14 protein-coding genes are annotated in these 14,047 nt (G+C 38.3%); 2 read left to right on the forward strand and 12 right to left on the reverse strand.

The annotated features are described in order from the left end of the window. The 5 genes from ACQ4QH_RS07680 to ACQ4QH_RS07700 all read right to left on the reverse strand — a co-directional run bounded on the left by ACQ4QH_RS07680 (position 1) and on the right by ACQ4QH_RS07700 (position 4,385). On the reverse strand, positions 1 to 879 hold the full coding sequence (locus ACQ4QH_RS07680; RefSeq protein ID WP_439818413.1) for a hypothetical protein: 879 nt from the start codon (positions 877 to 879) through the stop codon (positions 1 to 3). Positions 880 to 1,027: 148 nt separating this feature from the next. Then, positions 1,028 to 2,374 carry a type I glutamate--ammonia ligase gene (glnA, locus tag ACQ4QH_RS07685; protein WP_150191420.1) on the reverse strand — a complete coding sequence of 449 codons (1,347 nt, stop codon included), beginning with the start codon at positions 2,372 to 2,374 and terminating at the stop codon, positions 1,028 to 1,030. A gap of 35 nt (positions 2,375 to 2,409) precedes the next feature. Beyond that, positions 2,410 to 2,757: a MerR family transcriptional regulator gene (locus tag ACQ4QH_RS07690; RefSeq protein WP_002827800.1), complete on the reverse strand. Its 348-nt coding sequence runs from the start codon at positions 2,755 to 2,757 to the stop codon at positions 2,410 to 2,412. A 65-nt stretch (positions 2,758 to 2,822) separates the two neighbouring features. Next, positions 2,823 to 3,746, reverse strand: a complete 924-nt coding sequence (gene miaA / locus ACQ4QH_RS07695) for a tRNA (adenosine(37)-N6)-dimethylallyltransferase MiaA (RefSeq protein WP_439818414.1) — start codon at positions 3,744 to 3,746, stop codon at positions 2,823 to 2,825. 9 nt (positions 3,747 to 3,755) lie between these two features. Next, positions 3,756 to 4,385 carry a glycerophosphodiester phosphodiesterase gene (locus tag ACQ4QH_RS07700; protein ID WP_439818415.1) on the reverse strand — a complete coding sequence of 210 codons (630 nt, stop codon included), beginning with the start codon at positions 4,383 to 4,385 and terminating at the stop codon, positions 3,756 to 3,758. A gap of 73 nt (positions 4,386 to 4,458) precedes the next feature. Here ACQ4QH_RS07700 and ACQ4QH_RS07705 point away from each other — a divergent pair, with 73 nt between their 5' ends. After that, a complete protein-coding gene (locus ACQ4QH_RS07705; RefSeq protein WP_439818416.1) occupies positions 4,459 to 4,641 on the forward strand; it encodes a DUF3042 family protein in 183 nt (60 codons plus the stop codon). Between the two features lie 83 nt (positions 4,642 to 4,724). On the opposite strand, the gene ACQ4QH_RS07710 is transcribed toward ACQ4QH_RS07705, so the two are convergent. From ACQ4QH_RS07710 to ACQ4QH_RS07740, 7 genes are all read right to left on the reverse strand, one after another. After that, a complete protein-coding gene (locus ACQ4QH_RS07710; protein ID WP_439818417.1) occupies positions 4,725 to 5,114 on the reverse strand; it encodes a rhodanese-like domain-containing protein in 390 nt (129 codons plus the stop codon). A 332-nt stretch (positions 5,115 to 5,446) separates the two neighbouring features. Then, positions 5,447 to 6,235: a CHAP domain-containing protein gene (locus ACQ4QH_RS07715; RefSeq protein ID WP_439818418.1), complete on the reverse strand. Its 789-nt coding sequence runs from the start codon at positions 6,233 to 6,235 to the stop codon at positions 5,447 to 5,449. 266 nt (positions 6,236 to 6,501) lie between these two features. Then, positions 6,502 to 7,470 (reverse strand): ROK family glucokinase, encoded by a 969-nt coding sequence (locus ACQ4QH_RS07720; RefSeq protein WP_439818419.1) that lies wholly within the window; start codon positions 7,468 to 7,470, stop codon positions 6,502 to 6,504. Between the two features lie 109 nt (positions 7,471 to 7,579). Next, positions 7,580 to 7,798 carry a YqgQ family protein gene (locus tag ACQ4QH_RS07725; protein ID WP_439818420.1) on the reverse strand — a complete coding sequence of 73 codons (219 nt, stop codon included), beginning with the start codon at positions 7,796 to 7,798 and terminating at the stop codon, positions 7,580 to 7,582. Between the two features lie 17 nt (positions 7,799 to 7,815). Beyond that, on the reverse strand, positions 7,816 to 8,496 hold the full coding sequence (locus ACQ4QH_RS07730; RefSeq protein WP_439818421.1) for a rhomboid family intramembrane serine protease: 681 nt from the start codon (positions 8,494 to 8,496) through the stop codon (positions 7,816 to 7,818). After that, entirely contained in the window at positions 8,493 to 9,047 is a 555-nt protein-coding gene (locus ACQ4QH_RS07735) for a 5-formyltetrahydrofolate cyclo-ligase (protein ID WP_439818422.1), read from the reverse strand. The genes ACQ4QH_RS07730 and ACQ4QH_RS07735 overlap by 4 nt, the downstream gene beginning before the upstream one ends. A gap of 78 nt (positions 9,048 to 9,125) precedes the next feature. Beyond that, positions 9,126 to 11,180 carry a peptidoglycan D,D-transpeptidase FtsI family protein gene (locus ACQ4QH_RS07740; RefSeq protein WP_439818423.1) on the reverse strand — a complete coding sequence of 685 codons (2,055 nt, stop codon included), beginning with the start codon at positions 11,178 to 11,180 and terminating at the stop codon, positions 9,126 to 9,128. Positions 11,181 to 11,361: 181 nt separating this feature from the next. Here ACQ4QH_RS07740 and ACQ4QH_RS07745 point away from each other — a divergent pair, with 181 nt between their 5' ends. Further along, a complete protein-coding gene (locus ACQ4QH_RS07745) occupies positions 11,362 to 14,004 on the forward strand; it encodes a YfhO family protein (RefSeq protein WP_439818424.1) in 2,643 nt (880 codons plus the stop codon). Positions 14,005 to 14,047: the final 43 nt, after the last annotated feature.

Genomic DNA, 14,047 nt, shown 5'->3' on the forward strand with positions numbered 1-14,047 from the left:
TTAAACACCTCCTTGCTCAGAAGCAATAGCTAAGCTACCAACATATTCTTCATACAAATTACCAACTGCTTGTTGAAACGCCTCAAACGTACCAAAAGTATCCGTAATTGCTCGTTGCTCATAAATTAAAATCGTATCTTCTTTTGAATAGTTCAAGATTTGGGTATTATTTTCAGCAATCAGCGCTGGTACCGTTTGCGCTTTAGCATCTGCTGAATCCAAATGCTTTAAACGTTCTTTCAAGACTTCACGTTGTTCTGATTGACCACGGTTACCAAATAAGCCCCCACGCTCCTCAGATGCTGATAATTGTGCTAACAGTTGCGTACGTTCTGCATCACGTTGATTTTGTTCATCAACGATTTTTTGCAATGTTTCATTTGCTCGCGTAGTATCCTCAATAACTTGTGCGTTATATCGTTGTCCACGTGCTGATAATTCTACTGCCTTGACAAGCTTTTCATATTCATCATCATTAAAAATAAACTTAACAGATAATGGATCTAGGATACCAAAGTGGCGCCGATCCCACCAGTTCCCAAAGTACAACTGAAAAACACCTAACTGTGTTTCTTCATAGTAAAAGAAAGGGAATTTTTCAGATAAATAATTAATTAACTTTTGTCCCAAATGATGACTCAGTTCATCTTTCATATCATCAACTAAAATTGATAATGGTCGATTAGTCTCTGCTTCAGACTTTTGACGTACTTTTAGATCGTATTTTTGACTATCTAATAGTTCATATACCTGTCGGTCGTCCCCCGCAACAACCGCCGATTGAATACTAGTCAAGTAGTCTAGTTTCATCTGCAATTTTTGTTGTAATACGGATTGATTTGACGGTAAATCTGTCTGAATGTATGGCGTACTTTCCATCTCAACCCCTCCTATTTTTATAATCATTAATAAATTGATTAGATTTGGCGATTAAAATAATGCCTATTACTATCATACAACCTAAACTTAAAAAACAGCGCGACTTGAGGACAAGTTAGCGCTGTTTTTTATAAGTTTTTAACAAATTTTAGTATTGTTCTAGGTATGTGTCAATTTCCCACTGTGAAACTTCACGACGATAAGCTTGATACTCAAGACGCTTAGCATCAACGAACGTCCGACCCATGTGTTCACCAATTGCTGCCATAACGACATCATCACTATCCAAGAAGTTAATTGCTTCGAATAATGTGTCTGGTAAATCAGTAATACCTGCACGACGACGCTCAGCATCATCCATTAAGTAGATATTACGATCAACCGCATGATTTGGTTCCAATTTATTCTCAATACCATCTAATCCAGCAGCCAAAATCGCTGCGAAAGCTAAGTATGGATTAGCAGTAGGATCCACAGAACGTAATTCAAGTCGGGTTGAATTACCACGTGATGCTGGAACACGCACCATTGGTGAACGATTTGATCCTGACCATGCAACATACACTGGTGCTTCATAACCAGGTGTTAAACGCTTATATGAGTTAACAGTTGGGTTTGTAATTGCCGTAAAGTTAGCCGCGTGCTCTAATACCCCACCTAAGAAATGGTAAGCTGTTTCTGATAACTGCAATTCACCATCTTCATCGTAGAAAGCATTGCCTTCATCAGTAAACAATGACATGTTCGTATGCATCCCATTACCATTGATACCAGAAATTGGCTTTGGCAAGAAGGTTGCGTATAGACCATGCTTACGAGCGATAGTTTTAACAATCAACTTGAAGGTTTGAATATTGTCTGCTGCATCTAAGGCATCAGCATACTTGAAATCCACCTCATGTTGTCCTGGGGCAACCTCATGATGGGCCGCTTCAACTTCAAATCCCATTTTTTCCATTTCAAGTACGATTTCGCGACGAGTATTTTCACCCATATCCAAAGGTGCTAAATCAAAATAACCACCTTTATCATTCAAATTCATTGTTGGCTTACCATTCTCGTCCATCTTTAGCAAGAAGAATTCAGGCTCAGTACCAATATTGAATTTCGTAAACCCATCCGCAGTCATTTGCTGTAAGACACGCTTTAAATTATTTCGTGGATCACCAGCAAATGGCTCACGATCAGATGTATAGATATCCGCAATAAGGCGTGCCACTTTTCCACCATGTTCATCAGTTGCCCATGGGAAAATCATAAATGTTGATAAGTCAGGATAAAGATACATGTCTGATTCTTCAATACGCACAAAACCTTCAATAGATGACCCATCAAACATTAAATTATTAGCTAAAACTTTCTCTAATTGAGAAACCGGCACCTCAACATTTTTAATGTTGCCAAAAACGTCTGAAAATTGCAGACGTAAAAATTCAACATTTTCATCAACAATTTTCTGTCGAATATCATCTTTTGTGTATGCTCTACGTACCATTAGTTCAATTCTCCTTTATCCTATATAACAACATCTTAAAATCTTTGTTGACCGTTAAATCGACCAATATTTAATAACTCGTCAGCTAATATATGACGTAAACTTTCCTCGGAAGGATCTGTATTCTTTTGTTTACGCTGTTGTTTTTGATCAACTTCATGAATTTCAGCAACAGTATAACCCGCATCCAAATACTCAGCAATCTGTAGCAGACGATCAACATCTTCCAATGAGAAACGACGTTGTTTACCCGCACCTCTGTGTGGTTCAATTAACCCCTGCTGGTCATAATAACGTACTTGACGATCTGTTAAACCCGTCAATTCTCGCACAACGCTCATTGGTAAGACAGCTAAATCACGTCGTAATTCTCGTCCACTCATATCACTGACCTCCCTATGACTAGCATATTACCACTCTCGTGCACGTTGTTGGTCATTAATGTTAGCTATTCTAACATGAAATTGTCTAATTGGTCCATAATTTGGTCTAGTTCTTCAGGTCGTTGTACTAAGTCAAACCAGTGAATATCCTGAAACTGGTTATTAAACCACGTCATTTGACGTTTCGCATAACGACGTGATGCCTGCTTTAACCTCATCACTGCATCTGTATAAGACTCATCGCCTGTCAGATAACCGAATAACTCTTTGTAGCCAATTGCTCGTTTAGCCGTACTTTCAGCTGGTAAATGATAAACTAATTCCGCCTCTGCTAGAACTCCTGACATCATCATGTCATCAACTCGTTGATTGATACGTTCATATAATAACGGTCGCTCGGTTGTCAGACCAATAATGAACGCATCATATTGGCGTTTGGGTTCTGGCTGTAATGATGAAAATGGCTGCCCAGTCTGAGTACTAACCAATAGTGCACGGACCAATCGACGAATTTGTCCTGGTAAAATTCGCTCTTCACTGACAGCATCAACTTCTTTTAAAGCATCTCTGACAACCTGCTCACCATCCCTGTGTGCAATTTCTGTCCAATGTTGTATGAATTCTGGATCATCAATATCAGGTGTTTTGGCTAATGGCCGATCACCTAATAACGCCTGTACATAAAATCCTGTGCCACCAACTAATATCGGTAATTTTCCCCGTTTGCTAATATCAGCGATTGCCTTTTGTGCAGCAGTCACAAATTTTGCTGCAGAATAATTTTCATCAGGATCTGCAATATTAATTAAGTGATGGGGAACTTCTAATTGTTCAGCAACCGTTGCCTTTGCTGTGCCAATATCTAAGGTACGATAAATTTGCATGGAATCTCCTGATACAATTTCACCGTTAAACTTTTTGGCTAATTTAATTGATAATGCTGTTTTACCAACTGCAGTCGGACCGACAATGACAACAATTTTTTTCATAATTAATTTTTATTTCCTTCTTCGATATTTCAGTGCTTGGTTAATATCATCAGTGATAATTGCCGAAACTGCGATATGCATCAACAGCCAAGTCACACTTGGTCGATTAATTGTCCACCAATAGGTTGGTAACCGCCAAGGTGAAAATATACGCAGTGGTGCATAACGATAATCTAGGTTAACTTGCTGAATAATTTTATCTCTTGCCAATTGCCAACTTAGTCGATTTGGATAATGTCGTAAATAACCAATTGGAATTTCTTTATCTAATGCACGCCATTCACGTAATGGTCGCTCCCAAAATGATTGCAACATCAGCTTATTGTCCAGCGCAGCCTCCTTTAATTGCTGATAAAGTTCTTTCGCCCCTTCACTCCCTTTTAATTCGATTAACAAAAAGCCACGATACTTTGATGCTTTTATTAATTTTAAAAAATCCTGAAAGGTCGCTAAATCCGCAGTTTCTTCTTCATTTATATCGTGCTTTAATACTAATCGATGATTTGCTAATTGAACATCAAGTTCTAATCCTTCTGCATCCATGTCAATTGCGCGCTGGAAGGCAGCTAATGAATTTTCTGATGTTCCATGATCATGCACACCACGATGGGCAATGATTGTTTGTTTTGATAAATGCATTTTAACACCTCTATTTATTAAATGCTGTTAAATATGTTAGAATAATCTTAATAAAAATTTGGAGGATCATCGTATGAAAAAATTTGGGGTTGGCGTTCTTACCGGAGTAGCAAGTACAATCGCGGCTGCAGCAACTGCTGCTGTGACTTTCCATAAGATTGCAGTAAAACCAATTGCCGATGAAGAGGCAAAGTTTGAAGATACCGAGCGTAAGGCTGCTCGTAAAGCCGCTCAATCACACGGTAACCGTTTCTAATAATTACATGATAACAAAAAACCAGCCAGATGGCGTATTAACCTTTTTCATAAAGTTAATACAATATCTAGCTGGTTTTACTTTTACTGATTGGTCTTTACTTTACCTTTGTAGTCAACAAATCCATTTTTTAAAACATACAACTGGTTGTAGCCTTCTTTTTTTAATACATTTGCTAACCGAGCAGCAGTTTGCATATTCTCATCATACAAGAATACTGGTCTGTCCTTACGCAATGCAGCATGATTTTCCTTCAACATCACGTACTGAATATTACGGGCGCCAAAGACATGCTTTGACTTAAACTTGGCAGGTTCACGTATATCAACAATATCGTGTCCATGACTCTGTGATTCGAAGTCCTCGGATGAAAGAACTGTCGCAGATTTTTTCAACAAGTTGTTTGTCCACAACTTGTTACCAACGTACCACAAAAACCAAAGTAAAATAATCGTAAATAGCGTTATCCACATGCTATAATTCCTCATTTCTTAACTCATACTTATAATATCATATCAAAAATTTGAACAGAAATCTTTTAAAAATTCTAGAATACTTTAAAAAAAGATCGCGACAAAAATAGTTTTGAAGCCGTTGTGTCATGTGATTTTCGCTATTTTTGACCGTAATGAAGCGAAGGACACCCATGGTGTAAATTGCGTTACATTAAGGTTTCAGACTTTTGGAACGCGTCTATGCTATCAGAATTACAGGCTTTTAACTTATTCATTTTAGTAAAAAAGAGATTGGAACAATTTTTTGGTCCAATCTCTTTTGAATATCATTTATTATTTAAGGGTAATAATTAATGGATGAATGTCAAACCTGAGGCAGAAATTGTACGTGTATGGTAAGCCATACCAGCGTAGTTACCTTCAGAAATTGTAATTGAGTTGCCGTTAACTGAATCAACAACAGCAACGTGTCCCAAAGCACCTGCACCTTGAACGCCTGCACCAAATACAACTACTGAGCCTACTGATGGTTGACCATTAACAACACGACCTGCTGCGGCGGCAGAAGCACCCCAGCTAGAAGCATTTCCCCAGTTGTTACCAACCCATGATAATGCGTTCTTCACAAACCATGTGCATTGTCCAGCTGGATATGAGTTACCTGCTGTACTGTAAGTTGGTGCAGCTGGTGTTGCTACTTCAGTAGTTGTAGCTTGTGCTGTCGTAGTCGTTGCAGTTTTTTCTACATCTTGAGTTTGTGAGTTTGTATTGTTAGTTGCTGCCTTATCGTTAGTTGTAGTTGCTGAAGCATCCAACTTCAAAACTTCGCCAACGTGGATTGTATTTACGTCTGACACACCATTTGCTGATGCAATTTCATCAACTGATAAATCAGTCGCAGCGGCAATTGTTGAAAGTGTGTCACCTGACTGAACAGTGTATTCCTTACCAGCCGTTAGTAAGACAGATTTAACATCTTCAACAGTTTTTGCACGCCATGAAGCATGTGAGTCATTGCTATCCTTTGTTTCATCAGCAGATGCAGTTGTTGTTTGTGTCATTGGTAAAATTGCGGCGGCAGCAGCAGTTGCAGCGGCAAGTAGCCAACCCTTATTTGAACGTTGTACGTTTGAAGTCATGTGTTTATTCCCCTTGATTTGTGATTGCTCTCTCAGCGATGTTTTTATGATAGCAAGTTGATTTGACATCCGAGTTACATTGATATAACAGTATTTTAATAAAAATTTAGGGTTTACTTGCTACTGGAAAATCAGGTTATGCTACAAAATGTTGTTATATCAACGTTTATCAGGACTTTTAAAGACTTTGTTAAGAAAATATGCAATCTTTACAAAAAAATAATTTGTAACATTTTGTTACAAATTATTCAAAGGAGTATTTATTTTTAAGCTTGGGCTTGTAAGGCCAAAGAAGCTGCACCATAAGCACCCGCATCATTACCTAATTCAGCTAATTTCACTTCTGTCACATCACGTGTCATCTTAAAGGCAAAATCATTGAAGTTTTTTTGTACTCGAGTAAGTAAGAATTCACCTGCTGCTGAAACACCACCACCGATAACAATTGCTGATGGATTCAACATATTCGCAATGTTTGCTGTTGCTAGACCAAGGTAAAAGGCAACCTTATCAACAACCTCATTAGCTAGGTAATCGCCTTCCTTGGCTAAATCAAACACGATCTTTGAGGTAATTTCATCACCATTTGAGACCATTGCTTTCAATTTTGAGTCACCAGCATAAGCATCTGCATAATCATGTGCTAGGTGCACAATTCCTGTTGCTGAAGTGTATTGTTCTAGACAGCCATAGTTACCACAAGTACATAGATAACCACCAGGCTCGACAATCATGTGCCCAATTTCACCTGCTGATCCTTTAACGCCATGAATTAATTTACCTTCATTAACTAACCCACCACCGACACCTGTTCCAAGTGTCACAAAGACCACTTCTGGTTGATTATTTCCAGCGCCACGCCATTGTTCGCCCAGTGCTGCCGCATTTGCATCATTATCAATTGCAACAGGGAAACCTAAGCCAGCTTCCAAATCTGCTTTTACATTTTGTGGTTCTTTCCAATTTAGATTGAATGCGCCCTGTACCGTACCACTCTTTTCATCAACAGTACCTGGTGTTCCCATACCAACACCAATGATACGATCTTTATCTAATTGATATAAGTCAAGATGATAGTTAATTGACTCAATAATGTCAGGAACGATATGGCTCCCTTCGTCAAGAATATTGGTTTGAATAGACCACTTTTGTTGTATTTCACCAGTTGCCGTCATAATTGCAAATTTAATTGTGGTACCACCCAAATCAATACCAATTAATTTATCTTTTGCCATGATTTAAAACCTCTTTTTCAAAAAAATATTATAAAATCTCCAACACTTTCTGTACCATTATAACGGTATCTAAACGATTACACAATAGATTTGTGAAAACGTTTACAAATCATTCTTGCGCTGTTTTCGCTTGACGACGCTCTTCCATCTCGTGTTCATGAGTTAATACTAATTTAATTTGTGCATATTTCTTATTTTCTAATAATCCTGCTTTGTATAAGTTATCAATTTCAATTGCTGCTAATTCAATATCCCACAAGCGATTACCTAGATGAATATAAATATCATATTTTTTCAGTAGCTGTAAAACATCTAAAAAAGTTCTCATTATCTTTACTCCTCAATTTAACGGTAATCAAAACTGACCGTTAATAATACGCCGATATAAAGGATCAATCCAATCATGGCAACAATCTTTTGTTTACTTGTGGCTTGCCCCTTTCGCAACAGAAGCGGTGCAATCAAAAAGCCACTAGCCAAGCCACCAATATGCGCACTTATTGCGATATTTGTACCCCCAAATATTGGTATTAAGGACAATATAACAAATATGCCTAACGTCTTTGCTTGTGTTAACCAAAATCCTTGTTTATCCAGTAATCCTAAAAGAAAAATCATGCCAAACAAACCAAAAATTCCACCTGAGGCACCGGCTGAAATCGCATTTATCGACCCGAAGGCTAATGAATTCAAACTACCAATCATAACAGCAGTCATATATCCAATAAAATATCTCAAACTTCCGAGGTACTGTTCCAATAATCGTCCCACATAATACAGCGTTATCATATTGAGAATCAAATGCATGAATGTGACATGTAAAAATCCTGCCGTAATCAATCGCCACCATTGTTGCATAATTACAACTGCTGGTGTATACATCGCTCCTAAATGATAGAGTGTCGGCGTTGAAACGCCCATTTGTCCACTCACCACGACTTCACCAATAAAAACGACAACCATGAATCCAATTAATGAAATAGTTACTGGCGCTTGTTGCCATATTATTTTAAAGTTTCTCATCATGATTCTCTATCCAATACGATTACCTGATCAACCACCTGATCGGTTTCTTCAATTGACCAGATTGGTTGTTCATACAAATTTTTTGTCACTGTCGTAGCCACTTTGATAGCTTTTACTTTCGGCAGCCAACGATCATAATAGCCACCGCCAAAACCAATCCGGTCACCATTACGTGTAAATGCCAAACCAGGTACTAGAACAAAATCAATTTCACTTGGCGAAACGATCCGGCCGCCAACTGGCTCTAACATACCAAATTTATGTCTAGCATACACAGTTTCACGATTTATCGTTGTAAATTCCATCTGTCGCTTGGGTAGAACACGAGGTAAAACAACAATTTTATTTTGTAATAGTGCAATTTGAATTAATAATTCAGTAGATAGTTCTTCATCTTGCGACATTGTTAATGCAACCGTCTTTGCTTGTTGCCAGGCTGGTAAGGCCGTCACCTTTTTGACCATATTCTGCATTAGGTAAGTTTTCATCATATCAGACATTCCTGATAAGTTAGCTGAAGCTTGTTCTCGAATTGCCAATTTTGTTGTCATATTTCCTCCATATAGTAAAAGCACCGAATGTTGTCCCTTTCTTGATGATTGGTACTCACTCAGTGCTTTCATTATATACTATTTTGTTGCTGAACCTGAATCTTGTACATCTTTCCAATAGGCAGCATAAATAGCTTTTGCAATTTTTTGGTTAACATTTTCATTGGCCTGATTAACACCAGGTACAACAATTGCCATAGCAACATCGGAATTAGGAACAAATGAAATTAATGAACTAGTCAACGTTGAATGTCCATCAGTAAACGTCTCAGCCGTTCCAGTCTTTGCAGAAACTGCTGGTTTAATATTCTTTAGTCCAGTTCCAGTTGCATAGCTCGAACTACTGTGAACAACTTCATTCATACCATCCCAGATCATCTGACGCTGTGCCGCTGTCCAATTCACCGTTCCCATAACTTCTGTCGGTATGGTCGTTGTAATTTTATTGTTATTTCGATCACGTGTCGTAATTGCTTGTACGATATGTGGACGAATACGATAACCACCATTTGCAATAGTTGCCGCATATTGGGCAAGTTGCATTGTTGTATAGGTATCATACTGACCGAACGATTCATCCAACGCTTTACCAATATCTGAGCGCGATGTTGATCCACGAATACCCGTAATTTCACCAGGCAAATCAATACCTGTCTTAACCCCTAGGCCAAAACGAGAGAAGCCATCACGCATCGTTTGGAACACACTAGTTGGTAATGATGCCAATGACATCCCTTCATAGTAGTTCAAACCACCAAGTTTCAGCATAACTTGCATAACATACGTATTAGATGACATCATCAACGCCTTGTCCGCAGTTAGTGCCATGTTACCACTACCATTTTGATTCCACCAAGATGTTTTAGCAGCAGTTCCGGCAACCTTAATTGGTTGGTCGGTCAATGTACTATTTTGTGGTGTAATCACATTGTTCATAAATCCAGTTGTAATAGTTGCTGGCTTAACAACAGAACCAACAACATTAGCCTGATTAACGGTTGATAAAGCGTCTGATGTTAAGGAACCTGTTGACGAATCACGATTAATTCCTGAAGATGCGTAAACACCACCAGTCTTAGGATTTAGTACAACCGCATATGCACCTGTTGTATACCCGCTAGGAATATTATCCTTTAATATTTGTTCCACATCGTTTTGAAATTTATTGTTAATTGTCAAATTTAGATTACCACCGGCTTGACCAGAATAGAGTGTTTCTTCTGTGGTCTTATCATCCTTACCAGTGGTGACCTTAACCCGACCCTTAGAACCTTTTAATGTATCTTCATACTGTTTTTCTAAATATGATGTACCAACAATATCATCACGTGAATAACCTTTGGTCAATAATTCATTAACTGAATCTGATGGTAATCCACTTTTAGAAGTTGATGTTGCCCCAATCAATGACTTGATATCATTACCACCAGGATAATCACGTGTGTAGTAAATACCAACACGCACACCTGGCATCTTAGATTGTCGTTCACCAATGTTAGCAATTTCTGATTGCTTGACATCACTTTCCTTAAGATAAACCGTCGATAGTGAATAAGCATTGGCCATCTTTTGGAAAATTAGTGCCCTATTTAACTGGGCATCAGTCAACGTGAATTGATCTTGATGTTTTTCAACATATTTTGTCAATGCATTAACATAGGCATCAGTACCAGGCGCAGCTGCTGTACCAGAAGCTTTTGCAACTTTTTGAGCACGTTTTGTTGATTGGATATAATACATGGCAAAATTAGCACCAGACAACTGCTCCGAACTGGTATCAATCGTGACATATTTACCAACCTGATTAGCAACTTTATACATTTGCTTATTTGTAATCGTCCGTGGCTTTGTGTAAGTAATGGCCTGTGAACCTTTATTCGTAACCAATACTTTACCAGTACTATCGTAGATTAATCCACGTTGCACGTTGGTTTTCTCAATGCTGGATTCAGCGCTAGTTACCTCTGTTTTATATTTGGCACTATTCGTGATTTGCAAATTAACCAATCGCCATCCTAATGCTACTAACATTAAAATCACAATACCCATTAAAACATTTAGCCGAACTGGTATCCGTGACATTGAACCCTTTTTGGTTTTACGACGGCTACCATGGCGTTTAGGAGATCGCATAATCTAAACCCTTTCCTTCATTCTCTAGTCTACTCATTGTAGCATAAATCAGGACGACCAAGCCTTAATCGAGCAACTGGATTTTCAAAACTCTCTAACAACTGATTATAAATCATAGTCGAGTGCCTGTCATTTTTATGTTTTAATAGTATTAACTGAAATTAACTTGGAGAACTATTTTATGTTTACAAATATTAATCCTCTCAAATGGCGAACATCGACCAAGGCACTTTGGATTAGTTTCCTATTACCGATAGTGATTATGCTTACCTATTTTGCTAGTCGTCATATGGCACCATTTGGGTCAAGTTCCATATTAACCGTCGATCTTGGTCAGCAATACATCGACTTTTATGCGGGCTTCCGTCAGACGATTTTACATGATCCTTTGCGAATCTTCTATGATTTTTCTAAGGGATTGGGTGGTGAGACTTACGGTGATTGGGCCTACTATTTACTAAGTCCAACAAACTTTTTATTACTTCCTTTCTCAAATGTACATTTACCAGCTGCTATCCTCCTGCTAACTGTTTTAAAATACGGATTAGCTGGTTGGAGTTTCGCTTTCGCATTACGCAAAATGCATTGGCAAATTGGCTGGCGCTTACCACTATTTGCCATTTCCTATGCTTTCATGGGTTGGTTTGTTGCAAATGATTTAAACTTATTGTGGTTAGATGCTGCCATTCTTCTGCCATTAATTGTCACTGGCTTGGAATACTATCTCACTCATGAAAAAGGCTGGCCATTCGTGCTGGCACTGACAGCCGTTATTATCATCAACTACTATATGGCATACATGATTGGTATCTTCTTGATCCTGTATTTTATCTGGCGTCTAACTTGGCAACCTTATCGCTTAAAAGAACGTTTGATAATGTTACATCGTTTCATTCTAGGTGGTGTCATTAGCATTGGATTAGCGACATTCGTCTGGTTGCCAACAGCCTATACACTGATGAACAGTAAAGGTCAGCATATGTTGGCTAACTTAAGTTGGAAGTTTGACTATCAGCCAGCAGATATTATAGGAAAACTTTTTCTAGGCACATTCAACTTTGAACAAATGCCTACCGGTTTACCTAATATTTTCATTGGTAGTCTTCCCATTATCATTCTATGGTTTTTCTTCACCTTAAAAAATATTCGCTGGCAAACGCGACTAACCGCACTTATTATTACCGCTATTCTAGTTATCTCAATGATGTATGCACCATTAAATCTTCTTTGGCACGGATTCCAATTTCCCGTTTGGTATCCCTATCGCTTTTCATATTTGTTTAGTTTTTGGATTTTATGGTTGGTTGCATCTGTCTGGTCACCGTATTTACGATTATCTTGGTTCCAGTTTTTAACATTATTGATCCTTACTAGCGGTGGTTTCATTTACTTATTCTCACGAATGTCGAGTCTCAATTTCTTGACAACTGCTCAGCTATATATTGGCGGTGGTTTCTTTATTGTTCTACTACTACTACACGTGATGCCTGCAAAAATTAAATTCTGGTTACCAATCGTTACCTTATTAGTAATCGGCGAAATGACAACCAGCACTGTTTGGACCTTAAATAATTTTAGTTACCTTACCAATACCGAATATCAAACATATATTCGTAGCCTTAATGCTATAACAAAGAATTTACCAAAAAGTCAAACTGACTTTTACCGGGTCGCACAATCTTTCCAACGAACAAAGGGTGATCCACTCCAAGGTAATTTTAATGGTGCATCAACTTTCAGTTCGGCATTAGAACACCAGCAAAGCGATATTATGGCTGCACTGGGACAACCTGAAGGTGATAACTATATCGCCTACTCAAGCGGTACATTACTGACCGATTCCCTATTAGGTATGCGTTATCTACTACAACCCACTGGTAGTCAACCAGCTGTTAACGGCACACCAACAAATATGCAAACATACTCACGATCAGACACGAATGGCACGTATCGTTTAGTTAAGCAAACCAAACAGGCCATTCTGTCCCAGAACCCGAATGCATTACCATTGGGATTTGCCGCAAGTGATAATGTTCGAAACGTCAAATTTAAGGATAATGATCCTTTGCGTAACCAAAACATTTTGTGGGAAAGTTTAAATGGATACAATCAACAACCCATTTTTACGAGTGCTAATTTTTCGAAATCAAGCGCAAGTAACTTGAATGCACCATCAACTATTACCGGTGCCTATTTAACAAAGACAAATGCTGGTGAAGGTGCCTCATTAACATTAACCTATGTACCAACATCAGATAATCCGTACTATCTGACACTAGGTAATGCTGTGACGAATGATAATTTGGAAATTCAATTAAATGGGCAAACCTTGCCTGCTATTCCAAGTCATCGCCATACGATTATTGTGCCACTGCCTGCTGATACAAAAGGACAATCTCAGGAAATTACACTTTCACTGAAAAAGAAAGATATTTGGTTACAAAACGTTTCATTGTACCAAGGTAATAAAGCACAATTAAATCGACAATCAAAATCATTGCAACAGCATCCTTACAAAATTAAGCATCAATCACCGATTAAAATTAGTGGTGATATTACGATTCCTAAAAATGATAGTATGATGATGACAACTATTCCTAAGGCAGCCGGTTGGCAAGTTTATGTTGATGGCAAAGCAACGGACACCGTTACTGTTGGTAAATTCTTTATCGGCGTACCACTTGAGCCTGGTCATCATCAGGTAACCTTCAAATTTAAAACACCTTTGTTTAAACTCGGCACGATTATAACATTAGGTTTTCTCCTGATTATCATGGGCTTCAAATGGTCTGAAAGTAAGAAAAGGCAACACACATTGTTTTAAAACGCTGAAAACCTCTTTACACACGCATGTCTGCGTGGTAATG

This window comes from Weissella paramesenteroides (genome assembly GCF_051903945.1).
Classification (GTDB): domain Bacteria; phylum Bacillota; class Bacilli; order Lactobacillales; family Lactobacillaceae; genus Weissella; species Weissella paramesenteroides_A.

What these genes read in the sequence shown, in the direction of transcription:
- ACQ4QH_RS07680 (WP_439818413.1), bottom strand. Translation starts at nt 879, where the DNA reads ATGGAAAGTACGCCATACATTCAGACAGATTTACCGTCAAATCAATCC.
- glnA (WP_150191420.1), bottom strand. Translation starts at nt 2,374, where the DNA reads ATGGTACGTAGAGCATACACAAAAGATGATATTCGACAGAAAATTGTT.
- ACQ4QH_RS07690 (WP_002827800.1), bottom strand. Translation starts at nt 2,757, where the DNA reads ATGAGTGGACGAGAATTACGACGTGATTTAGCTGTCTTACCAATGAGC.
- miaA (WP_439818414.1), bottom strand. Translation starts at nt 3,746, where the DNA reads ATGAAAAAAATTGTTGTCATTGTCGGTCCGACTGCAGTTGGTAAAACA.
- ACQ4QH_RS07700 (WP_439818415.1), bottom strand. Translation starts at nt 4,385, where the DNA reads ATGCATTTATCAAAACAAACAATCATTGCCCATCGTGGTGTGCATGAT.
- ACQ4QH_RS07705 (WP_439818416.1), top strand. Translation starts at nt 4,459, where the DNA reads ATGAAAAAATTTGGGGTTGGCGTTCTTACCGGAGTAGCAAGTACAATC.
- ACQ4QH_RS07710 (WP_439818417.1), bottom strand. Translation starts at nt 5,114, where the DNA reads ATGTGGATAACGCTATTTACGATTATTTTACTTTGGTTTTTGTGGTAC.
- ACQ4QH_RS07715 (WP_439818418.1), bottom strand. Translation starts at nt 6,235, where the DNA reads ATGACTTCAAACGTACAACGTTCAAATAAGGGTTGGCTACTTGCCGCT.
- ACQ4QH_RS07720 (WP_439818419.1), bottom strand. Translation starts at nt 7,470, where the DNA reads ATGGCAAAAGATAAATTAATTGGTATTGATTTGGGTGGTACCACAATT.
- ACQ4QH_RS07725 (WP_439818420.1), bottom strand. Translation starts at nt 7,798, where the DNA reads ATGAGAACTTTTTTAGATGTTTTACAGCTACTGAAAAAATATGATATT.
- ACQ4QH_RS07730 (WP_439818421.1), bottom strand. Translation starts at nt 8,496, where the DNA reads ATGATGAGAAACTTTAAAATAATATGGCAACAAGCGCCAGTAACTATT.
- ACQ4QH_RS07735 (WP_439818422.1), bottom strand. Translation starts at nt 9,047, where the DNA reads ATGACAACAAAATTGGCAATTCGAGAACAAGCTTCAGCTAACTTATCA.
- ACQ4QH_RS07740 (WP_439818423.1), bottom strand. Translation starts at nt 11,180, where the DNA reads ATGCGATCTCCTAAACGCCATGGTAGCCGTCGTAAAACCAAAAAGGGT.
- ACQ4QH_RS07745 (WP_439818424.1), top strand. Translation starts at nt 11,362, where the DNA reads ATGTTTACAAATATTAATCCTCTCAAATGGCGAACATCGACCAAGGCA.